Source organism: Thioclava electrotropha (genome assembly GCF_002085925.2).
GTDB classification, from domain to species: Bacteria; Pseudomonadota; Alphaproteobacteria; order Rhodobacterales; family Rhodobacteraceae; genus Thioclava; species Thioclava electrotropha.
Map to the genome: position 1 here is coordinate 2,987,154 of NZ_CP053562.1, position 22,050 is coordinate 3,009,203.

Annotated in this window: 20 protein-coding genes, 1 tRNA gene and 2 pseudogenes; 16 read left to right on the forward strand and 7 right to left on the reverse strand. The window is 60.0% G+C overall.

Annotation, left to right across the window (positions count from 1 at the left end):
- Positions 1–61 precede the first annotated feature (61 nt).
- Together AKL02_RS14245 and AKL02_RS14250 are read right to left on the reverse strand one after the other, a co-directional pair.
- Positions 62–598: a hypothetical protein gene (locus AKL02_RS14245; RefSeq protein WP_083080453.1), complete on the reverse strand. Its 537-nt coding sequence runs from the start codon at positions 596–598 to the stop codon at positions 62–64.
- Positions 599–674: 76 nt separating this feature from the next.
- Complete coding sequence (locus tag AKL02_RS14250; protein WP_133052028.1) at positions 675–950, reverse strand: hypothetical protein; 276 nt, start codon at positions 948–950, stop codon at positions 675–677.
- A 956-nt stretch (positions 951–1,906) separates the two neighbouring features.
- Between AKL02_RS14250 and AKL02_RS14255 the strand changes: the two genes are divergently transcribed.
- The 5 genes and pseudogenes from AKL02_RS14255 to AKL02_RS14275 all read left to right on the forward strand — a co-directional run bounded on the left by AKL02_RS14255 (position 1,907) and on the right by AKL02_RS14275 (position 7,350).
- Positions 1,907–2,653: a hypothetical protein gene (locus AKL02_RS14255; RefSeq protein ID WP_133052029.1), complete on the forward strand. Its 747-nt coding sequence runs from the start codon at positions 1,907–1,909 to the stop codon at positions 2,651–2,653.
- Positions 2,653–3,675, forward strand: a complete 1,023-nt coding sequence (locus AKL02_RS14260; protein ID WP_083080461.1) for a hypothetical protein — start codon at positions 2,653–2,655, stop codon at positions 3,673–3,675. Before AKL02_RS14255 ends, AKL02_RS14260 begins: the two co-directional genes overlap by 1 nt.
- A gap of 361 nt (positions 3,676–4,036) precedes the next feature.
- Positions 4,037–5,531 (forward strand): annotated as a pseudogene (gene istA / locus AKL02_RS14265) (IS21 family transposase).
- Between the two features lie 47 nt (positions 5,532–5,578).
- Positions 5,579–6,288, forward strand: a pseudogene (gene istB / locus AKL02_RS14270) (IS21-like element helper ATPase IstB).
- 288 nt (positions 6,289–6,576) lie between these two features.
- Positions 6,577–7,350 (forward strand): hypothetical protein, encoded by a 774-nt coding sequence (locus AKL02_RS14275; RefSeq protein WP_083080483.1) that lies wholly within the window; start codon positions 6,577–6,579, stop codon positions 7,348–7,350.
- Between the two features lie 112 nt (positions 7,351–7,462).
- On the opposite strand, the gene AKL02_RS14280 is transcribed toward AKL02_RS14275, so the two are convergent.
- Entirely contained in the window at positions 7,463–8,437 is a 975-nt protein-coding gene (locus AKL02_RS14280) for an HNH endonuclease (RefSeq protein WP_198453193.1), read from the reverse strand.
- Between the two features lie 41 nt (positions 8,438–8,478).
- Positions 8,479–9,631, reverse strand: a protein-coding gene (locus tag AKL02_RS14285) for an IS3 family transposase (RefSeq protein ID WP_408648097.1) whose coding sequence is annotated in 2 segments (ribosomal slippage) — positions 8,479–9,364 and positions 9,363–9,631 — 1,155 coding nt in all. Because the reading frame shifts where the segments join, the coding sequence is not laid out codon by codon here.
- A gap of 281 nt (positions 9,632–9,912) precedes the next feature.
- Between AKL02_RS14285 and AKL02_RS14290 the strand changes: the two genes are divergently transcribed.
- Together AKL02_RS14290 and AKL02_RS14295 are read left to right on the forward strand one after the other, a co-directional pair.
- Positions 9,913–10,311 carry a transcriptional regulator gene (locus AKL02_RS14290; RefSeq protein WP_083080475.1) on the forward strand — a complete coding sequence of 133 codons (399 nt, stop codon included), beginning with the start codon at positions 9,913–9,915 and terminating at the stop codon, positions 10,309–10,311.
- A gap of 280 nt (positions 10,312–10,591) precedes the next feature.
- Positions 10,592–11,113 carry a hypothetical protein gene (locus AKL02_RS14295; protein ID WP_083080473.1) on the forward strand — a complete coding sequence of 174 codons (522 nt, stop codon included), beginning with the start codon at positions 10,592–10,594 and terminating at the stop codon, positions 11,111–11,113.
- 203 nt (positions 11,114–11,316) lie between these two features.
- Here AKL02_RS14295 and AKL02_RS14300 read toward each other — a convergent pair whose 3' ends face one another.
- Positions 11,317–12,591, reverse strand: coding sequence for a tyrosine-type recombinase/integrase (locus tag AKL02_RS14300; RefSeq protein ID WP_083080469.1), 1,275 nt, complete (start codon positions 12,589–12,591; stop codon positions 11,317–11,319).
- A gap of 162 nt (positions 12,592–12,753) precedes the next feature.
- Positions 12,754–12,843 (reverse strand) — tRNA-Ser (locus tag AKL02_RS14305).
- Between the two features lie 182 nt (positions 12,844–13,025).
- Here AKL02_RS14305 and AKL02_RS14310 point away from each other — a divergent pair.
- The 7 genes from AKL02_RS14310 (at position 13,026) to AKL02_RS14340 (ending at position 19,615) form a co-directional block, all read left to right on the forward strand.
- The gene (locus tag AKL02_RS14310; RefSeq protein ID WP_232621630.1) at positions 13,026–13,991 is read left to right on the forward strand and encodes an SPOR domain-containing protein; all 966 of its coding nucleotides are present in this window, start codon (positions 13,026–13,028) and stop codon (positions 13,989–13,991) included.
- Between the two features lie 15 nt (positions 13,992–14,006).
- The gene (locus AKL02_RS14315) at positions 14,007–15,182 is read left to right on the forward strand and encodes a D-alanyl-D-alanine carboxypeptidase family protein (RefSeq protein WP_083079056.1); all 1,176 of its coding nucleotides are present in this window, start codon (positions 14,007–14,009) and stop codon (positions 15,180–15,182) included.
- 6 nt (positions 15,183–15,188) lie between these two features.
- A complete protein-coding gene (tmk, locus tag AKL02_RS14320; RefSeq protein ID WP_083079055.1) occupies positions 15,189–15,803 on the forward strand; it encodes a dTMP kinase in 615 nt (204 codons plus the stop codon).
- 99 nt (positions 15,804–15,902) lie between these two features.
- Positions 15,903–17,027 (forward strand): DNA polymerase III subunit delta', encoded by a 1,125-nt coding sequence (locus tag AKL02_RS14325; protein WP_083079054.1) that lies wholly within the window; start codon positions 15,903–15,905, stop codon positions 17,025–17,027.
- A 22-nt stretch (positions 17,028–17,049) separates the two neighbouring features.
- Positions 17,050–17,868, forward strand: coding sequence for a TatD family hydrolase (locus tag AKL02_RS14330; protein ID WP_083079053.1), 819 nt, complete (start codon positions 17,050–17,052; stop codon positions 17,866–17,868).
- Positions 17,865–18,668: an MBL fold metallo-hydrolase gene (locus AKL02_RS14335; RefSeq protein ID WP_083079052.1), complete on the forward strand. Its 804-nt coding sequence runs from the start codon at positions 17,865–17,867 to the stop codon at positions 18,666–18,668. Before AKL02_RS14330 ends, AKL02_RS14335 begins: the two co-directional genes overlap by 4 nt.
- The gene (locus tag AKL02_RS14340; protein WP_083079051.1) at positions 18,668–19,615 is read left to right on the forward strand and encodes an AEC family transporter; all 948 of its coding nucleotides are present in this window, start codon (positions 18,668–18,670) and stop codon (positions 19,613–19,615) included. Before AKL02_RS14335 ends, AKL02_RS14340 begins: the two co-directional genes overlap by 1 nt.
- 75 nt (positions 19,616–19,690) lie before the next feature.
- On the opposite strand, the gene irrA is transcribed toward AKL02_RS14340, so the two are convergent.
- On the reverse strand, positions 19,691–20,116 hold the full coding sequence (gene irrA / locus AKL02_RS14345) for an iron response transcriptional regulator IrrA (RefSeq protein ID WP_078520235.1): 426 nt from the start codon (positions 20,114–20,116) through the stop codon (positions 19,691–19,693).
- A 151-nt stretch (positions 20,117–20,267) separates the two neighbouring features.
- On the opposite strand from irrA, the gene fabA reads away from it, so the two are divergent.
- Both fabA and fabB read left to right on the forward strand, forming a co-directional pair.
- A complete protein-coding gene (fabA, locus tag AKL02_RS14350) occupies positions 20,268–20,777 on the forward strand; it encodes a bifunctional 3-hydroxydecanoyl-ACP dehydratase/trans-2-decenoyl-ACP isomerase (protein WP_078520236.1) in 510 nt (169 codons plus the stop codon).
- Between the two features lie 31 nt (positions 20,778–20,808).
- Entirely contained in the window at positions 20,809–22,038 is a 1,230-nt protein-coding gene (gene fabB, locus AKL02_RS14355; RefSeq protein ID WP_078520237.1) for a beta-ketoacyl-ACP synthase I, read from the forward strand.
- Positions 22,039–22,050: the final 12 nt, after the last annotated feature.

Genomic DNA, 22,050 nt, shown 5'->3' on the forward strand with positions numbered 1-22,050 from the left:
AGGCCGTGGGACCGCGGGACCGTGGGACCGCGGGACCGCATCACTCGGACCATTAGCAGCTTCAAGCTTTCCAAGTCGGAAAACTCAGCCTCAGTTGCTTGTCGAACTCATCGAGCAGCTTTCTTAACCGGGCCGCTTCTTCAAACGCGCGCTTACGGGCATCGGGGTCGCTAAGGTCAGAAGCCTCGATCTCACCAATCCGCGCCTCGATCTCCGACTTCTTGTAGTCCCGAATTTGAGTTGCCAGATCTCTGGCCGCCTCGATCAAGCAACCGACCGTAACTTCAGCACGTCCGAGAGATGTCCCCTTCGATGAGCCGAAGGGATTGCTGTGGCCACCCTCCTCTGACGGCCCTTCAATCGTATCAAGCGTCACAGCTTCCGGACCGGAGTCATCTTCAATCATTGGGGGCGAAATTCCACAAAGCTCGAGCGATTGCGCAAAGGATGAACCAACCTGCTCATCCACGGGAAAGAACTCGTAGAATGGCTTCTTAAACAAGTCGCTTGGCGATGACGGCTTCTTCAGATCCTCCTGTTTCTTCGCCTTCTGGCGTTCGCGGTGAAGCCGCACCTTCTCAGCATTTGTTAAGGCCATGACGATTCTCCTATCTAGCAAGGTTACGGTTACACAAAAACCGACACCAAGCGCGCTAGGAAAAATGCACGATCCGTCAATCCGCCGAAGAATTCCGTGTCCGGACAATCGCTCTGAGCCTCTCGCACTCTTCTTTGGCTTTAGCGAGGTCACTGCGGAGCCGAACATTTTCGTCGAGCAAATCGCGTTTTGTGGGATGAAGAAGCCATTGCACGAAGTTGTTCCTGACCGCCCTCTCGTCACCGTGGTCTCGATCAAACTGCCACGAGACGTATTTGGCCTGCAGCATCAAGACGCCGCAAAACGCGAGTGCGATCACTGGGGCAACAAACTGGTAGATTTCCATCGACATCCGGCCTTGCTCCTTGATCAGGATCAGTTTGCTTAGGAGTTCAGCATGGAAGTCGCGACCTGGCAACATAGGACTGCGCCGCCGCTAGCCGGCTTCAAAAAGGTTAGCCCTCCGGCCGAGCATGCCCCTTCGTGAGGTAGCTAACTAGCTCGTAAGCTAGATGGCTATCAGCTCACGACCCAGTCAACATATCAAGGCGGAGGACCGGGGTGTTTAGTTGCTTCGGAACAGGCACGCGCGTTGCAGCAGATACTCCGGGTATACGATACAGCCGCGACTTGCCTCACATGTCAGGCGGCTATGCCTCAGAATTCGCTTCGTCTAGGAAACGCCTTGGAAGATCAGGCAGGGCAGCCCGAACTTGTAGCCACCCGTTAAACTGACCGAACATCACTACACGTGTGCCAGAGAGAACGCCGTGGATCGAGTTGCACTTTCCCATGAAATTCAGCTGTTTCGGTTGCTCTATCCAAGTCGTTCGAGCTCGAAATATGCGAATGTCACGAGCAGCGAGCAACGCTTCGTTCGATTGCCGACCAGACTATTTCGATCTACTTCAACATGGTGGGAGAGGAAAAATCGAATTCGAAGGCCATTTTTGTCAACTTAACGTAAACCCAATCAGGAAATACCTAAGTATTACTGGGAAAATTCGGCAGCTAAGGGTTTACGCCAAGGCATCATCGAAGCGCCAACTCTCCCAAAACGTAAAGCTAATTGAGCGGTTTTGCCTTATTTTCGTCAGCTAAACTTTACGTTTTTCGGCTCTAGCTTTACGTTTTCTTTCCGATTGAAACTATCAGGTTAAGTGCACTTCACGCATCCGAGCCGATCGAGCTGCACTTTACAGAGCAATCTCGGTCCGCCACCCCATACGTCTGACGAGACACAAGAGCTCTGATTGGCCGAAAAATAGTCCCTGTCGAAGTAAATATGACTGGCGCAACAGCGCATCTTTGGCAAAGTATCTTCGAAGTCATTTGCAAGTTCGTCGAGCGATGCACTTTCGTTCGCCACCGGAGTTTGAGCCCATCACCTTTGACCTGAACGAGCTTGAAGCACGGATCCAGTTGTTGGACTGGCGCGATGACGAGCTGATAGCGATCACCAATCAGCTCGAAGATGCGTTTCCATCTCTCGCGTATTCGATCGAAAGCCGGATCGCCAAGATGTCTGCTATTCGAGTAACCCGGGCCCAACTTCGAGCGAAGACGCTTGCCAAAGAGCTTATCGAACCTTGGGCAGAAGAACAGTGTCGGGAAGCGCTCGCTCGTGCTGAGGAGAGTATATCTACGCTGGTTGGGGAGCTAGATTTGAAATCTGATCTCGGCGATCACCTTCACGCCGCGCTCCCAGCAATACTCGGCGTTGGAACTTTGACCGCCTCGGTCGCCAGCCTGCCTGCGGTCGTGTCTTTCGCAACCGTCACTACGTCAACATTGGTGTTCTTTTCGACGTCGGCCGTCAGCGTGCCGCTTCTCCTGGCGGGTGGCGTCGCTCTCACAGGCCTATCTCTCGCCGGCATGAAGGGCATTGATTATGCTCTCGACAAATCCCGAGCCCGGCTCGCGCGGCGTATCATCAATCTAGCAAATACCGCCGTTTTTGGGTTTGGCCTGCCGGCCGACTCTCCGTCCCTCATCACGAAGCTTCAGGCTTTTGTTTTGAAAGCTGGCGCCAACAAACTCGAGGAGACCACCTGATGCCATTGCTATATGATGTTCCCGCTCATCTCGTAAGCTTGGTCAATTCTCAACAAGCTTCGGTCGTCGGGGCCATCATCAAGGACACGGCAACCGGGAAAGTTCTCGGCCATGTTCAGCAGACTTCCGCATTGCAGCAGCTCATGCAAAGCGCGATCAGCTCAGCCGGTTCTGGCGGTTTCTCACCGCTCAGCGTGGTTTCGGTCGTCCAGAACGAACAGTTGAAGCGAGGCATTGCAGATCTCCAGAACAGCATGGTGCTCATGCAGAACCTCCAATACGGCACGCTGGCACTCTCTGGGCTTGGCCTAGGTGTGTCTATAGCCGGATTTGCGGCTACCATTGCGAAGCTGAACGCGATTGAGAAGCGGTTGGACGCCCTGGCCGAAGAGGTTGCTCTCGTTACATCTGACCGTCGCGAGGATGACCTGAAGGCGACCTTTGCTGACGTAGGCGCGGATCTTCAGAATGTCGACACGCTGATTGATCGGCGCGATCCCAAGCGCGTTGCAGAACAACTCCAGCTCTCCCTCGCCCGCTCAGCGAGACGGATCGAAGTCCACTTCATGCGCGACGCCGAAATCGGAAAACTCGAGTCCATGCCGATGGCGCAACTTGATCGCATGTGGACACTCGCTGCCGCAATCCGGCTTTGCCAAGAGGCGGCCATTCAAGCTCTCTTTGCCGCTGACGAACTAGAAGTTGCGAAAAAGCTCGGGCGCTCAGAGCTAGAGCGACAGATGGCGCTGTTGGAGCAGCTCAACCCAGACGCTTATAGCCGTCTGATTGGCCGGAGCGCTGGCGAGAATGAGGATGCGGGAGCACTTCGCCGCGAAGCTCTGTCGCAAGCACGTTTGCTTACAGAAGGGCTCAAAGGCGGAGTGCTCGGCCTCGCCAGCCAGATCAGCATCGCGGAGACCCTTCATCATGAAGGGATCAGCGGGATCGAGTATTTGCGGGCGGCAAGTGAAACTGACGAAGCGCCGCTGCTTTGTCTGACCGCTAGCGCGCCCGTGACTTGAATGACTTCGCATTCGGGAGATTTCCAAATGCACTCGCGGCGGCAGGCGGTCCAGTTCGTAACGGACAAGGCAGAGGAAGCCTTCTTGAGAACGCGGTTGATCTAAGCGTGATGCCCCCTAAGCATTCCGTCATGGGAGAATTTTGTGGGAGCGATGTCGACCATTGACAGAGTTCTGCTCGCTCATGCCACTATGCTTGCAAGGCCTTTGAGCAAGCATTATGCTTGCATTAACTTCAAGCAAGCATGAGGTCTGAGAACGGCGGCGCAATAGTCGGCCACGGTAGCGGCGGGATGATCCGGCTGCGGGCGGCGTAAAAGTCGGCCACTTTTGCCCTTTCTGGCGACGGGAGGGCGGGAGGATTTTCACCGTGGACTTGTATCGCAAGGTTCGACTTGCCTGCGCCGAGGGGATGAGCCAGCGCGAGGCGGCGCGTCACTTCGGGATTTCACGCGACAGCGTGCAGAAGATGTTGGCGTATTCGGTTCCGCCGGGCTACCGGCGCAAGGCGCCGATCAAGCGCCCGAAGCTGGATGGTTTCACCGAGATCATCAACGCCTGGCTGGAAGAGGACCGCGGCGTCCCGCGCAAACAGCGGCACACCGCCAAGCGGGTGTTCGAGCGGCTCCGGGACGAACACGGCTTCACCGGCGGCTACACGATCGTGAAGGATTACATTCGTGAGGATGACCGGCGCGGTCGCGAGATGTTCGTGCCGCTGGCCCATGCGCCCGGGCATGCCCAGGCCGACTTTGGCGAAGCGATGGTCATCATTGATGGTGTCGAGCAGAAGGCGCATTTCTTCGCCTTCGACCTGCCACATAGCGATGCCTGCTATATCCGGGCCTATCCGGCTGCGACCTCCGAGGCCTGGGTCGACGGGCATGTTCACGCCTTCGGCTTCTTCGGTCGGGTGCCGGTGTCGGTGCTCTACGACAACGACAGGTGCCTGGTGGCACAGATCCTGCCGGATGGCACCCGCAAGCGGGCCAGGCTGTTCAGCGGGTTCCTGTCACATTACCTGCTCCGTGACCGCTATGGCCGTCCCGGCAAAGGGAACGACAAAGGCAGCGTCGAGGGGCTGGTGGGCTATGCCCGGCGCAACTTCATGGTGCCGGTGCCGCGCTTCCTCCTGGGAGGCCTTCAACGCCTGGCTGGAAGAACAATGCCGCAAGCGTCAGGGCGATGTTCTGCGCGGCCATACCGAGACGATCGGCACGCGCCTTGACCGGGATCTCGAGGTGATGTCGGCGCTGCCGCCAGCCCCTTTCGATGCCTGCGATCAGGCGAGCGGGCGGGTCACCTCGCAGGCGCTGGTGCGTTACAAGACCAACGACTATTCCGTGCCGGTCGCCTACGGCCACCGCGATGTCTGGCTGCGCGGCTATGTCGACGAGGTGGCGATCGGCTGCGGCGGCGATCTGATCGCGCGCCATCCGCGCAGCTATGAGCGCGAGGATGTCGTCTTCGACCCGCTCCACTACCTTCCGCTGATCGAGAAGAAGATCAATGCCCTGGACCAGGCCGCGCCGCTGACAGGCTGGGAGCTGCCGCCCGAGTTCGCAACCCTGCGCCGCCTGATGGAAGCACGCATGCTCAAGGCGGGGCGGCGTGAGTTCGTCCAGGTCCTGCGGCTGCTGGAGGCCTTCGAGCTCGACGATGTGCAAGCCGCCGTGAAGACGGCCCTGCGCATGGGAGCCATCGGCTTCGACGCCGTCAAGCATCTGGTGCTGTGTCAGGTCGAGAAGCGACCGCCGAAGCTCGACCTCGACGTCTATCCCTACCTGCCGCGGGCCGAGGTCGGAAAGACCTCGGCGGCCAGCTACATGTGCTTGATCTCGGAGGAGGCCCGATGACCGACGCGCCCGACCTCCTGCTCGCCCATCATCTGAAGACGCTCTAGCTGCCGACCTTCCTGAGGGAATACGACAAGCTCGCGCGCCAGTGCGCCGCGGAGGGCAGGACCACGTTCGCTTCCTGGCGCGCCTGGTGGAACTCGAACTGATCGACCGCGAACGGCGGATGGTCGAGCGCCGCATCAAGGCGGCGAAGTTCCCGGCGACCAAAAGCCTCGACAGCTTCGACTTCAAGGCGATCCCCAAGCTCAATAAGATGCAGGTGCTGGAACTCGCCCGCGGGGAATGGATCGAGCGGCGCGAGAATGTCATTGCCCTCGGCCCGAGCGGCACCGGCAAGACCCATGTCGCCTTGGGCCTTGGACTGGCCGCCTGCCAGAAGGGCCTTTCCGTCGGCTTCACCACCGCCGCCGCATTGGTCCACGAGCTGATGGAGGCCCGCGACGAGCGCCGCTTGCTACGCCTGCAAAAACAGATGGTCGGATACAAGCTCCTGATCATCGACGAGCTGGGCTTCGTGCCTCTGAGCAAGACCGGCGCCGAGCTGCTGTTCGAACTGATCTCGCAGCGCTACGAGCGGGGCGCCACCATGATCACCAGCAATCTGCCCTTCGACGAATGGACCGAAACCTTCGGCTCCGAGCGCCTGACCGGCGCTCTGCTCGACCGGCTCACCCACCATGTCCACATCCTCGAGATGAACGGCGACAGCTATCGGCTTGCCCAAAGCCGCGCCCGAAACAGCGCCGACACCTGATCACATCGTTCAGGTTTGGCCCGCTGGGCCAAAGCGCCCCGGCAGCCGCCAGCTATCTGAAAAGCGCAGTTGCCGGGGCGCGAAGCGTTCCCTCCGCTTCAATCCCATGCCCTCTCTGGTGGCAGACTTTTGCTCCGCCCCGTGGCCGGTTTTTGCTCCGCCGTTGACAACCCATACGCTACAAAGAGATGCAGCTTCTTACGGACATGGTTTCGGGCATGACGGACGGATTCTGCATTGATCTTCACCAAGACCTTGAACAGCATTATCGGGCAATGAGAAAAGTCGATGGAACGTGAGCTTGAGAGCAAGGTTCAATATTTTTTCGCATCGCGATACCGCGGCCGTGAAGATGTTCGCGACACTGTGAGAGAGCTTCGTAGACACGGGCGCTTAGTGTTGGTAGGCGGCATGCTGCGCGACCTCGCTTTGTTCGGAAACACAGGTTTTAGGTCGGACTTAGACTTTGTGATCGCCCCATACGATCTCCGCAGTTTTGAAAAATACATGACGGCAATTGGGGCCCGTGTGAACCGGTTCGGCGGCTATGCCCTTCCATCCAGAAAATGGCAGATAGATGTTTGGCCGTTGGAGCGAACATGGGCGAATGTTGCCGGCCACGCCAAGGTGCGCACCGTTGGAGACCTTCGGAGAGCTACGTTCTTCAGATGCGACGCTATTCTATATGACCTTGATCATAGAAAGCTAAAGACAACGCCAGACTATTTTGGAGAGCTGAATCAAAAGGTGCTTGAGATAAACCTTCGACCAAATCCGAACCCTAAGGGTAATACAGTTCGCGCCTTCAGATACGCTTTAATGAAAGGGTTTCGTTGGGGACCTCGGCTCTCCGATTTTGTAAATGAGGTTCTCGAGCGCGAAGGCTGGAACGAACTACTTGAGGCGGAATGGCAGTCATTCCACACGCAGCACCTTGAGCGTATTCGCTTCGAAAACCTGAGAAAAGCTCTTCAAGCCCATGTTTCCGAAGGACTGAACACTCCCTTTGACGTAACGAATTTCCTCCGGAACGTGCAACTCGCGCTACCCAATCTTCACTAGGTGCAACGCCCTAAATTCCTACGCCTGTCTCAGAACTCAACGCAGAGGGCCCGTCTAGCCGCAAACCCAAATATCTGAATTACGCAATCAGATTTTCCGACACGCTACCAGATCATATCTGTTCGCGAAACGCCTTCCAACGTATGCCGAAGTGCGCCTCTCGATGGCAATTTGGACAAAGGGCAGCAGTATTTTCCAGAACGTCCATACCGCCCTCCGACAACGGGATAATATGGTGAACTTCCAAGTAGGCCCCGCCAGATATTCTCGTAAATGGCGCACTTTTTTTACAATGATCGCAGGTGCCGTTTGCTTGATACAATCTTTCAGCTACAACGTCGGGATTCCGGCTGTAAGCGACGGTCTTAACGATACGCCTCACGGGGATACTAGAGGCATTTTTGAGCCTTTTCTGGCGCACCTCTGGAAAATCCTGAAAAGAGGTATTTACTCTTTTCTGGAAGTTTTGAGAAAATAGGCTCTCGGCAGAATTACCATTTTTAGGGAGAAGCCCTTCATATTCTGAGCATAGCGCTTTCAAGCTTGGCTTATTTCCGCCATTTTTAAGAGCCTCGTAGTAGTCTATGTGCGCTCTGGTTGACTTAATTGCATTCAGAAGAAAAGGCACTCCAAAATCTGAGCCAATTTGATCGAAAAAAATGCGCGTAGTTAACAAATTCAACGTTCTATGATACAATTCACCTTTGAGCATCTGCGCTAAATTTCGGATCATGTCGCTTGCAGAGGCATTATTTACTTCAAACTCTTCAGCCAGGATTCTACGCGCCTGTGCCTCGCTGATTTCTCCTTCCCAAACTCGCACAGCCTGCTTGTAAGCAGCTAAAGCCTCTGACGTTCCAATTGTTCTTGCCACATTGTTCCCTTCTAAGCTTCTGCGCACAGACGCTTTCTTGCTGACGATGTCTAACACACAGTCTTCCATACCAGAGGAACCGCTTTCAGCAGAGCACGTAAATTGTGAAGCTTCATTCGCTCCATGGACTTCCCTCCTGAGGCTGATCATAGAGCGCAACGCTTTTGAATACGTGTGAAGTGCCGTCCGTCGCGCCATCGCGTAGTCGAACAATCTGAGCTACTCCCCATCTCTTGGACAGGATCTGACGTAATTTAAGCTACTCGTTGCACCTGCTGACCGGGTTGGTTGATATCATGTCTCTGCCAATAGACCAGCGCCGGTGGCTTGCCGCCGAGGGCTGAGTGAGGGCGCTGGTGGTTGTAGAAGGTCATCCATTTCCGGATCGCCGCCTTTGTCTCCGATCCTGTCTCCCAGGCATGCAGGTAGACGCATTCGTATTTCAGGGTTCGCCACAGCCGCTCGATGAAGATGTTGTCGAGGAATCGGCCTTTCCCATCCATCGAGATGCGCACGCCCGACCGGCGGAGCCGATCCGTCCAAGCGAAGGACGTGAACTGAGAACCCTGATCCGTATTCATTATCTCGGGCGGGCCGAACTTGTGGATGGCTTCGTTCAGCGCCTCGACACAGAAGTCGGCCTCCAGCGTGTTCGAGATCCGCCAAGACAGAACCTTGCGGGTGTGCCAGTCCATGATCGCCACGAGGTAGAGGAACCCGCGCCGCATGGGCAGGTAGGTGATATCCGAGCACCAGACCTGGTTCGGGCGATCCACCCGCAGACCTCGCAGCAGGTAGGGATAGGTCTTGTGCCCCTTCGCCGGCCTGCTTGTGTTGGGTTTCTGGTAAATCGGCATGAGCCCCATCAGGCGCATCAGTCGCCGTATCCGCTTCTCGTTCACCAGGTGGCCGTCGTTACGCAGGTGCCAGGTCATCTGGCGGACACCGAAGAACGGGGTCTCCAGGAACTGCTCGTCGATCTGCCGCATCAGGCCGAGGTTCTGTTCGGTTTCGCCCTTCGGCTCGTAGTAATAGGATGAGCGTGCGATCGACAGCAGCTTGCACTGCTGCCCAATCGACAGATCCGAATGGTTCGGCTCGATCATGCCACGCCTCACTTCCCGCCCCAAGGCTTCAGCTTTCGTTCCAAAAAGAGTTGGCCACCGCCAGCTCCCCGATCTTGGCGTGGAGCTCCTTCACCTGCTCCTCGTCGATCTCGGGCTTCCTTCGGCCCCCGCGCTCGAACACGCCCGACGCGCCTTCGAGCAAGGCCCGCTTCCATTGATGGATCATCGTTGGATGCACCCCGAACCGGCTCGCCAGCTCGGCCGCTGTCTCTTCACCCTTCAGGGCTTCCAGCGCGACCTTTGCCTTGAACTCGGGTGCGTGCTGCTTGCGTTTCGACATCTCTGATCTCCTTCTCGTCGAAGATCAGCAGACTGCAAATCGTAGCTTATGTCAGTGTCCGAATTTCAGGGGGTAGCTCAATCGACCAAGAAAGCACTGCAGCCTCCATTTTACCCGGAGGGTTCGTTCTTTCTCGATTTCTGAGCACCCGACGCTTCCCCATCAGACTGGTCGCTTATCTCTAAGACTTCGACATCCCATCTTGAACGATACACTCCCCACCCGCTCTTCAAACACTCGAGCACTACGGTCTCTGCAACACCATCGAAAGAGATCAAGAAATGAAATACCCCTTCCAAAACAGCGAAGCTGCAAAATTCATGCGTGATCGGATACTGGCGCTTGGGCACCGCAAGACCCAAGCGGAGATTGCGATCGAAGCTGGCTTCGTCAATGCGAACATGATGTCTTTGCTCAAGGCTGGCAAAACCAAAATCCCGCTGGATCGCATACCTTCATTAGCCCGCGCGCTTGAATGCGACCCCGCGTTCCTCATGCGCCTTTCCCTTGAACAGGCCGTAGGAAAGACGGCGGCCTTGGCGATCGACGAGATTTTCGGGACGGCCGTGACCGAGAATGAGCGCGGTTGGCTCAACGAACTCCGCGAAGTCTCCGAGAACAGCGACCCTCGGCTCACGGCGAAGTCTCGCCATGCTCTGCGGGCAATTTTTGGGAAATGAAGGCGTGCAAGCTTGCTTGCTCAAGGTTGCGGCCCAACGGCTGATCCCATTCTAGCGAGCAGAAGTTGGATCGCCTCGATTACTCCCCTCGAGCAATTTTTCTGGAAACCTCGCCCCGTTCCCCGCGGGCGGGGCTAACCCACGCCCATTCCTTGGCAAGCAGACCGACGTCGAAAACTGATCTGCATAGCAAATTTTTTCTTGTCAGCGCCCTTGCAATTAGCACCCTCGGATCTATTTGTGATTTCTATCGTCACAATCACATTACGAGGTAGTTTGAATGGCCATGAGCGCTGCTGAGCGTAAACGCCTGCAAGTCGAGCGTCAGCGCGCGCGCGCGCGGCAATCTGTTGATCTTGTTCAACCGATATCTAAGCCGCCTATCGGAGAGTGGTTAGAGAGCAATGCCCAAGAGGAGCTCTGGCAGCACCTTGTGATGTGCTATGATGGCATGAACAGACAGACGCCGGACTTTACGCAAGATACTGATCCGGTCTCCGCATCCGGTGCCTTTGAGTTCCCGACAACACCTGAAGGCGCACCAAGCTATACTGGAGCCTTGGGGAGGGCGGAGCTCGAAGTGGAATTGCTGCTTGAAGCTGCAAAGACCCTCGCGAAACTGATCAACCGCTACAAGCGTGAAGCAATTTCCACCAGGCTTTCGGAAATCGAGGAACAAGACCTTACAGATCCTGACAAGCGCTCAGACGGCTTGCAGCAAGCCGTCGTCCTTTCGAAGGCGATGGACAAGCTCGACCGGTCAGTTCGGACCGACGTCCCGCAATGGCAACTCCGAGGTTAACTCCATGGAGCCATTGCGAATATGCAGCCGTCAGAGAAACTTGCGTGTGAGCGCGACCGTTTGGAAAAAGCGCGCGATACGCTCGCAACGCTTGTCACAGAAGACACAATCTTCCTGCCCTTCTTCATCCGCATTGAGAGCGAGCTCATGCGCTTGAACTCTGACTGCTCTGCGCTCGAACGCGCGAGACAGCTTGCGCAAGATCAGAAGGCCACGCGCTGAATGATCGTGTGCGCCATCTCAAGGGACGCACCGGCACCATAGCGCTCCCGGTCTAGAGCGTGTCCCATAAGATCTCTGCGGACACGCTCATCCACCCCAGCCGCCAAGAGGCGATCCTCAAAGGAGTGTCGAAGGCTGTAGAGAACATGGTCTTCGGTTTCTCGTAATCCGTTTTCTCGCAAGAACTTGTTGATCGTCGCAGACAGGCCAGGCTTATCTCGATATCGAGGAAATCCGTTTCGACACTCGCGCAACGCATCCAAGCTAACTCCAGCGAGGGGAATATCTCGCTTGGCATTTCGCGTCTTGAGCTGACGCCCCTCGGGACGGATCATCACATAGGGGACGGCACCTTCCAAACGAATGTGCTGGGGTAGAAGCGCCGCTCCTTCGCTCGGGCGATAGCCTGTGTTGATCATCCCGATAAGGACGCAACGAGCTTCGACATTGAGCCCTGCGAGGGCGCCATTCGCGAGAAGCTTGTTACGTATCCAATCGCTTGAAAATGGAGGCCTGAGCTCTGCCTCATCTTCTTTGAAACTCAATCCACCGAGCGGCAGATCAAGCTTCAAGCGTTTGAGTTCATTGACACGCTTGAGAACCTTTCCAAGGTAGGTCAGATCCTTGTTCGCGGAGTTCGCGGTTAACCCTTCGCGCTCGAGCCTATCTGCCCACCATTGACGGAAGTCGAGCATATCGTCGCGAGTAATCTCATGGATCGGCTTGTCGCCTATAACCTCAATGAAGTTCTTCACCGCCTTTATGACCGGATTGCGAGCGCGACGGACTTGATCCTCGCTCTTCCCCCTCATCTCATCAGACGTAAGCTCCCAGAAAAGCTCCAGGGCGCGGCTAACCTTTTGGCCTGGGTCAGGCAACGTGCCCAGCAGAGCGCGACCTTCCTGCGCTCTCGTCTTTCGCCCTTTCATCGAAATCGCTTCAACACGCGCGATGATATCAGACACGGGTCCGGCGAGCAGATCTTTCGAGGACAAATAGTCGAACCCCTTAGATCCCGCTAACGTTCGAGCTGCGTCTAGCTTCAGTTCCGAATTGGCACCTCCGCAGGCAAGCAATGCTTCCCATTCCGAGACCTGCTGTCTCCACGCGGCTCCACCCCTCTCCCCGGCAACAGACTTCGAGTCCGTATCAAGAGAAATCCAAACCGTCTTACGGCTTTCGACCGACGCATATTTCGTTGGAACACGCTTCACGAGGTAGAGCTTTTCCCCTTTGCCCCTAGCCATTATCGACATCACGGATCTCTCCCGTCACAACCCTCAACAACCGCAAATGTGCAGCAGCTTGTGCAGCAAAATGTGCAGCAAATCGGCATAGACGACCTGCGCCGTTCGCGCCAATTTCATTATTTCTCCTGAGAAAACAACTGTCTACGCAGATTCAACGCTTGCAGCATATGGCGGAGGAGGTGGGATTCGAACCCACGGTAGGCTTTCACCTACGTCGGTTTTCAAGACCGGTGCATTAAACCACTCTGCCACTCCTCCGACCGGCTTCGCTTAGACCGCTTCACGCGATTCTGAAAGTCTTGCGCGCCGATTTCCGCGCGTGGGCGTTGGGGCAGCTTTTCACGGGCTCTGCAAATCGCTAGGATCGCGCGTAACGCATGGCGCAAGCGGTGCAGACGCGCAGGCAAGAGGCGGGCAAACCGCGCGAAAAGGGGCACAGGATGACTGAGCAGAAGAAGATGACGCGCAAGCGGGTGACGGGCTTTGCCCTGATGCTGGGCGCGGGGATCGCGCTGGCAGGCTGTCAGGAAAGCGGCGGCTCCCCGTTCGGGATGTTCAAGAAGAAGCCTGCGGACGAGACCGCGAACCCCGGCGACGCCGAAACCGTCACCGAAAACGGCCAGAAGATGATCGAGCGCGACGTCGAAGCGCCGCAGGTCTTCTCGGTCGACGAAAAGGGCCTCTGGGACGGGCGCCCCTCGCTGGGCGGCGTCTGGGTCGCGCATCCGAACGTGAAAGACCCCGAGCGGGTGATCATCCGCAACCCGTCGAACGGCAAATTCGTCATCGGTGCGCTGTTCAAGCGCGAGACCGACAATCCCGGCCCGAAGCTGCAGGTCAGCTCGGATGCGGCCGATGCGCTGGGGCTGCTGGCGGGCGCGCCGACCGAGCTCTCCGTCGTGGCGCTGCGCCGCGAGACGGTGCCGGTCAAGGAAGACAAGCCCGCGCCGCTCGTCGACAAGCCGGTGATCGCGGCACCTGAAGAGGTGGAACAGAAGTCGCTCGACGAGGTGACATCGACCGCGGCGGCCGGGATCGCGAAGGCCCAAGGCACGCCGAAACCCACGGCGAAACCCGCCAAGCCCGCAATCGGTGCGGCCCCTGCCCCGGCGCCCGCCCCCGCAGCCCCGGTAGCTGCGGCAACTCCGCAGCCGAGCACGCCGAAAATGAGCACCGGCGCAGGCTATATCCAGATCGGCATCTTCTCCGTCGAGGCGAATGCGAAACGCGCCCAGAGCCAGATGGCCAAGGCGGGCGTGATCGCCGAGATCAAGAAGGAACAGAGCCACTCCAAGACCTTCTGGCGCGTGATCGCGGGCCCTGCGCCCACGAAATCCGACCTCGACGCGCTCAAGACCAAAATTCACGGGCTGGGCTATCCCGACGCCTACCCCGTCTCGAAATAGGACTACGCAGAAGAAATGACCTTCATTCGCCAGATCGCCGCCACGCTTGCAGCCTGCCTGTTCGCCCTGCCCGCCGCCGCCTTCGACACCAAGGCCCATGCGGCTTGGGTCTATGACCTGTCGACCAAGACCGTCTTGATGGCGAAGAACGCGGACATCCCGCTGCCCCCGGCGTCGATGTCGAAGCTGATGACGCTCGATCTGCTGTTCGAGGCGCTCGAAGATGGCCGGGTCACGATGGACACGACTTTTCCGGTCTCGGAACATGCGCAGTCGATGGGCGGCTCGACGATGTTTCTCAATACGACCGACCGCCCCACCGTGCGCGATCTGATCCAGGGCATCATCATCAACTCGGGCAACGACGCCTGCGTCGTGGTGGCCGAGGGGCTTGCGGGCTCCGAGTCCTCCTTCGCCGATCTGATGACCGAGCGCGCGCATGAGCTGGGCATGAAGAACTCGATGTTCGCCAACTCGAACGGCTGGCCCGACCCGGGTCAACGCATGTCGGTTCATGATCTCGGCATCGTCGCGAGCCGGATCATCACCCATTTCCCGCAATATTATCACTTCTTCAGCGAGACCCACTTCAACTACAAGGACCGCGCCCCGGCCAATGCCGAGAACCGCAATCCTCTGCTGGACATCCGCGCCGCCGACTGGAAGGCCGATGGCATGAAGACCGGCCACACGCAGGAAGCGGGCTACGGCCTCGTGGGCTCCGCCGTGATGGGCGAGCGCCGCATCGTCTTCGTGCTGGCAGGCATGCCCTCCGAGCAGTCGCGCCGGTCCGAAGGCGAAGCGGTCGCGAACTGGGCCTTCCGTCAGTTCGTGATGAAGGACGTGGCGAAGGCGGGCACCCAGCTTGCCGAAGCGCCGGTCTGGCTGGGCGGCAAATCCACCGTCGGCCTTGCGCCGAAAACCGATCTGTCGCTGCTGGTTCCCGCGGGTTCGAAGGACAAGGTGACCGCCGAGGCCGTGTTCAAAGGACCGCTGCAGGCTCCGATCAAGCAGGGTCAAGAAGTCGGCAAACTGGTGATCACCGTGCCGGGACTCGACAATGCCAACGAAGTGCCGCTCGTCGCCACCGAGGACGTCAAGAAAGGCGGCTTTGTCGTGCGCGTGAAAGCGGCGCTGGCGCGGCTGTCGGGCAAGGCGTTCGAGGCGGCGATGGAACGGGTGAACAGCTAAGCGCGCATGTTCATCAGCTTCGAGGGGATCGACGGATCGGGTAAATCCACACAGGCGCGGATGCTGGCCGAAACCCTGCGGGACGCGGGGCGCGAGGTCGTTCTGACGCGCGAACCCGGCGGCTCTCCGGGGGCCGAGGAAATCCGCCGTCTGGTGCTTGAGGGCGATCCCGACCGCTGGTCCGCGGAGACCGAGATCCTTCTGTTCACCGCCGCCCGCCGCGACCATCTGGAGCGCGTGATCGAACCAGCGCTCGCCGCAGGCAAGGTGGTGATCTGCGACCGTTTCGCGGATTCCACGCGGATGTATCAGGGCCTCTCGCGCGGCGATCTGCGCGCGGTGGTCGATCAGCTGCACGCCCTGATGATCGGGCGCGAGCCGGACCTGACCGTGCTGATCGACATCGACCCCGCTGTGGGGCTGTCGCGCGCCAAGGGGCGGCAAGGCACCGAAGAGCGGTTCGAGGATTTCGGCGTCGGTCTGCAGGAAAAGATGCGCGCGGGTTTCCTGTCGCTGGCAAAAGAATTCGCGCCCCGCTTCCGCGTGATCGACGGCGCGCGCGAGGCCGATGCGATTGCCGCCGATGTGCTAAGCGCCGTGCAGGCGGAACTGCAGAACTAATCGCCGGACCGGCGCGGCCCGGGGCTGATCGCCCCGCGCCAACAGCCTTCCGCAAAAACCCCGCTGGAAACCGCCCGCGCGCGCAACTAGAGTGCCGCCATGAGCCTCGCCGACCTTCCCGATCCGACCCTTGCGCCCGGTGCGCGACACCCGCGCGACACGCTGCGTCTGGTCGGTCAGACGCGGGCCGAAGAGGACTTCCTCGACGCGTTCAACATGGGGCGGCTGCATCACGGCTGGCTGCTGACCGGACCGCGCGGCGTGGGCAAGGCGACGCTGGCTTGGCGGATCACGCGCTTCCTGATGACGCGGCCCGAGGATGACGGCCCCGGCCTGTTCGGCGAGCCGGAACAGCCCACCAGCCTCGATCCCGATCCGAACCACCCGGCGCTCAGCCGTATCCACGCCGGATCGGAGCCGGGCATCTTCGTGCTCAAACGCGGCGCGAACGCCACCGAATCCGCGCTGTCGCAGGACATTCGCGTCGATGAGGTGCGCAAGCTGCGCTCCTTCCTGCATCTGTCTGCTGCCGAGGGCGGACGGCGCGTGGTGATCATTGACGCCGCCGACGAGATGAACACCCAGGCCGCCAACGCGGTGCTGAAACTGCTCGAAGAGCCGCCGCCGCGCGTCACCTTCCTGCTGATCGCGCATCAGCCCGCGCGGCTCCTGCCGACGATCCGCTCGCGCTGTCGCGAATTGCGGCTGGGCACGCTCACGCCCGATCAGATGGAAGCCGCCATCGCCGCCGCCGAGGAGGAGGGCGAGCCGCCGGATCTCGACCACCACGCGCTGGCCGCGCTGTCGGGTGGCTCCGTGGGCGCCGCGATCCGGCTGATCAATCAGGACGGCATGACGACCTATGCCAAGCTCGTCGATCTGATGGGCACCCTGCCCCGGCTCGACCGGCTGGGCGCGCTGGCGCTGGCCGAAAGCTGTGTCGGCAAGGCGAACGAGAACCGCTTCATCCTCGTGCTGAACCTGATCGACCTGTTTCTGTCGCGTGCCGCGCGCGCGGGCGTGATGGGCCCGCCCCATCCCGAGGCAGCCCCCGGCGAGGCGCAGCTTCTCGCACGATTGTCGCCTGACGATCAGGCAGCGATGAAATGGGCTGCCCTCCATCAGAGCATGGGCGCACGCGCCGCCCACGGTCGGGCGGTCAACCTTGACCCTGCCGCGCTCGTGATGGATATCGTTTTGGAGATCACAGCCGCCGCCTCCTGATGCGGCGCGAAAGGAGCCGATTTTGACCCTCCCGCCCGAGATCACAGACAGCCATTGCCATCTCGATTTCCCCGATTTCGACGGTGAGCGCGATGATATCATCGCACGCGCGAACGCCGCCGGAGTGACGCGGATGGTGACGATCTGCACCAAGCTGAAGAACGAGCCCTCCGTGCGGGCCATCGCCGAGGCGCATCGCGGCGTCTTCTACGCCGCAGGCACGCATCCGATGAGCGTGGCCGAAGAGCCGATGGCCACGGTGGACGAGCTGGTGGCGCTGGCGAAACACCCGAAATTTGTCGGCATCGGCGAGACCGGGCTCGATTATCACTACACCGCCGAGAGCGCCGAGGTGCAGAAAACCTCGCTTCGCCTGCATATCGAGGCCGCGCAGGAAACCGGCCTGCCGCTGATCATCCATTCGCGCGATGCCGACGAGGACATGGAAGCGATCCTGACCGAGGGGATGAAAGCCAAGCCCTATTCCTGCGTCATGCATTGCTATTCGTCTGGGCCGCGCCTCGCGCAGGTCTCGGTCGATCTGGGCTTTTACCTGTCGATGTCCGGCATCGCGACCTTCCCGAAAAGTCAGGAAGTGCGCGACATCTTCGCCGCCGCGCCGCTCGAGCGGATCCTCGTGGAAACCGACAGCCCCTATCTCGCGCCGCCGCCCTATCGCGGCAAGCGCAACGAGCCCGCCTACACGGCCCACACCGCGAAAGTCGGCGCCGATGTCTTCGGCTTGCCGCTCGAGGAATTCGCCGCCGCGACGCAGGCCAATTTCGACCGCCTGTTCTGGAAAGCCGCCGAGCATGGCGAGCGGGGGAGCATCGCTGCATGAGTCGGATGCGCTTCACGATCCTCGGCTGCGGCTCCTCGGGGGGCGTGCCGCGCCTTGGCAACAATTGGGGCGAGTGCGACCCGGCGAACCCGAAGAACCATCGGCTGCGCTGTTCGATGCTGGTCGAGCGGGTCTCGCAATCGGGCACCACGCGGGTGCTGATCGACACCACGCCCGACATGCGCCAGCAGCTGCTGACCGCGGGCGTGGGCGAGCTGGATGCGGTGGTCTACACCCACAGCCATGCCGATCACGTCCACGGGCTCGACGATCTGCGCCAGATCGTCTTCAACATGCGCACCCGCCTGCCCGTCTGGGCCGATTCCGACACCGAGGCCGCCCTGCTCGACCGCTTCGCCTATGCCTTCGTCCAGCCCTCGGACAGCAATTACAAACCGATCTGCGAGCTGAAATCGATCCATCGCGAGCGGCCCTTCCAGATCACCGGCGCGGGCGGCTCGATCGAGTTTCAGCCCTTCCGGGTCGAGCACGGCAATATCGACGCGCTCGGCTTCCGGATCGGCGGGCTGGCCTATCTGCCGGACGTCTCGGACATCCCCGAAGAGGCGTGGAAACATCTCGACGGTCTGGATTGCTGGGTGCTCGACGCGCTGCGCCGCACGCCGCACCCCACGCATGCGCATCTGGCCCGCGCGCTGGAATGGATCGAGCGTGCGCAGCCCGCGAGCGCGGTGCTGACCAACATGCATATCGACCTCGACCACGACACGGTCGCCGAGGAAACGCCGGATCACATTCGTCCTGCCCATGACGGGATGGTTCTGGATTTCGGCCTCTGATGAGTGTTCTGATCGACGTCATCCTGCCGGTCTTCCTCGTCATCGGCTTCGGCTATGTCGTGGCCTGGCGCGGGCTGTTCTCCGAAGGCGCGGTCGACGGGCTGATGCGCTTTGCGCAGAACTTCGCGGTGCCGGTGCTGCTGGCGCGCTCGATTGCCAATCTCGACCTGACGCAGAGCTATAACTGGGCGATGATGGCCGCGTTCTACTCAGGCGCACTGATCTCTTTCGCCATCGGCATCACCGGAGCGCGCATGATAGGCCGCAACGGCCCTGAGAGCGTCGCCATCGGCTTTGCCTGCCTGTTCTCGAATTCGCTGCTGCTGGGCGTGCCGATCACCGAGCGCGCTTACGGCACCGATGCGCTGTCGGGCAATTTCGCGATCATCTCGGTGCACTCGCCCTTCCTTTATACGATCGGCATCCTCGCGATGGAGATGGTGCGCTCGTCGGGCACCGGCACCTCGCTCGGGCGTGTCGGGCTCAACGCTCTCATCGGCGTGCTGCGGACGCCGCTGGTGATCGGCATCCTGACGGGCTTTGCGATCAAAATCCTCACCACGCTGACCGGCCAGCCCCTGCCCCATCCGATCCGCGAGGGGATGGATATGATGGCGCGCGCTGCGCTGCCTGCGGCCCTGTTCGGGCTGGGTGGCGTGCTCTATCGCTATCGTCCCGAGGGCGACGCGAAGGCGATCGCGATGGTCACCGGCCTGTCGTTGCTGCTGCATCCGGCGATCACCTATGGCCTCGCGCATTTCGCCTTCAAGGTGGACACGTCCGCGCTGCGTTCCGCCACGCTGACGGCGGCGATGGCGCCGGGGGTCAACGCCTATCTCTTCGCGAATATCTACGGGGTGGCGCGCAGGGTCGCGGCCTCGGCTGTGCTGATCGCGACGGCGCTGTCGATTCTGACGATCTGGGGCTGGCTCGCGATCCTGCCGTGAGGTTTTAGGGGCTCTGCCCCTTTGGCCTACGGCCATTCACCCCGGGATATTTAGGGCAATTGGAAGAAGGGCAGCTTACGCCTTGCGAACACGGATTACCACGTCGACGCGGGTGATCTCGGCGCCCTCAGGAGCCTGCGGGATCGAGGCGAGTTTCAGTTCCTCGGCCGGGGCATCCGACAGACGGTTGTCGTCTTCCCAGAAGAAATGCGGGTGGTCGTCCATGCGCGTGTCGAAATAGCTGCGCGCGCCATCCACCGTTATCTCATGCATCAGCCCGGCATCGCAGAACGCCTTGAGCGTGTTGTAGACGGTGGCGAGCGAGACCTTCTCCCCTGCGTCACACGCAGCGGCATAGAGGCTTTCGGCCGTGACATGACGATTTTCCCCATCGCCCACGAGCAATGTGGCCAGCGCCAGTCGCTGACGGGTGGGGCGCAGCCCGCCACGGCTCAGCCAGTCCTGCCCGCGGCGCTGTTCGGTCGAATTCGTCACAGCCATGTCATGTCTCCTCGGTACCTATATGAGACTTTTCCACTCAGGTTTCAATGCAACCGCGCAGGGGCGCGGCCTGTCACCGTCGCCCTTGCGCCACGCGGCCACGCGGTGATAGAGGGATGCAAAAGCACGCCAAAACCGGGAAGGAGCGCCGATGGCTGGGTTTCCGACGAGCTTCGGGAAAGAAGATCTTCTGAAATGTGCACGCGGGGAGCTGTTTGGCCCCGGCAATGCACAGCTTCCGGCGCCGCCGATGCTGATGATGGATCGCATCACCGACATCTCGGGCGATGGCGGCAAGCACGGCAAGGGTCATGTGGTCGCCGAGTTCGACATCACCCCGGACCTGTGGTTCTTCGAATGCCATTTCCCCGGCAATCCGATCATGCCCGGCTGCCTCGGTCTCGATGGCCTGTGGCAGCTGACCGGCTTCAATCTGGGCTGGCGTGGCTGGCAGGGTCGCGGCTATGCGCTTGGCGTGGGCGAGGTTAAGCTCACCGGCATGGTCCGCCCGGATCGTAAAATGCTGACCTACAAGGTCGATTTCACCAAGGCCATTCAGACCCGTCGCCTGACCATGGGTGTCGCCGACGGGATCGTCGAGGCCGACGGTGACGTGATCTACGAGGTCAAGGACATGAAGGTCGCGCTCTCCGAGAGCTGACCCCCATAGACAGACAAGACAGGAGGCCCGCATGCGCCGCGTCGTCATCACCGGTTTGGGCATCGTCTCGCCCATCGGCAACAATGCCGAAGAAGTCACCGCCAGCCTGAAAGCCGGCAAATCCGGCATCGTATTCGCCGAAGATTACGCCGAGCGCGGCTTCCGCAGCCAGGTCAAAGGCCAGCCGAAGATCACGCTCGAGGACCATATCGACAAGCGCAACCTGCGCTTCATGGGTCCGGGCGCGGCCTATAACTTCATCGCGATGGAGCAGGCTCTGGCCGATAGCGGTCTCGAAGAGAGCGACATCTCGAACCCGCGCAGCGGCCTGATCATGGGCTCGGGCGGTCCGTCCACCTCGAACTTCTTCGAGGCGCATCGCATCGTCATGGAGAAGGGTTCGCCCAAGCGGATGGGACCGTTCATGGTCACCCGCTGCATGAGTTCGACGAACTCGGCCTGTCTGGCCACGCCGTTCAAGATCAAGGGCGTGAACTACTCGATCACCTCGGCCTGCTCGACCTCGGCGCATTGCATCGGCAACGGCACCGAACTGATCCAGATGGGCAAGCAGGACATCGTCTTCGCCGGCGGCGGCGAGGAACTGGACTGGACGCTGAGCTGCCTCTTCGACGCGATGGGCGCGATGTCGTCGAAATATAACGACACGCCCGAGCTGGCCTCGCGCGCTTTCGACGCGACCCGCGACGGGTTCGTTATCGCGGGCGGCGGCGGTGTCGTCGTGCTGGAAGAGCTCGAGCACGCCAAGGCGCGCGGCGCGAAAATCTACGCGGAAGTCACCGGCTACGGCGCGACCTCGGACGGCCACGACATGGTGGCGCCGTCGGGCGAAGGCGGCGAGCGGTCGATGAAGCTCGCGGTCGGCACCCTGCCCGAAGGCCGCAAGATCTCCTACATCAATGCGCATGGCACCTCGACGCCCGCAGGCGACGTGACCGAAGTGCAGGCCGTGCGCCGCGTCTTCGGCGAGGAAAACGTGCCGAAGATCTCCTCGACCAAATCGCTCACCGGGCACTCGCTCGGCGCGACCGGCGTGCATGAGGCGATCTATTCGCTCTTGATGATGGAAAACAACTTCATCACGGCCTCGGCCAACATCACCGAGCTCGACCCGGAGATCAAACCCGAAGAGATCGCGATGGAGCGGATCGACAATGTCGAGTTCGACTCGGTCCTGTCGAACAGCTTCGGCTTCGGCGGCACCAACGCGTCGCTCGTGATGAGCAAGTATCGAGACTAACGGCAAGAACAA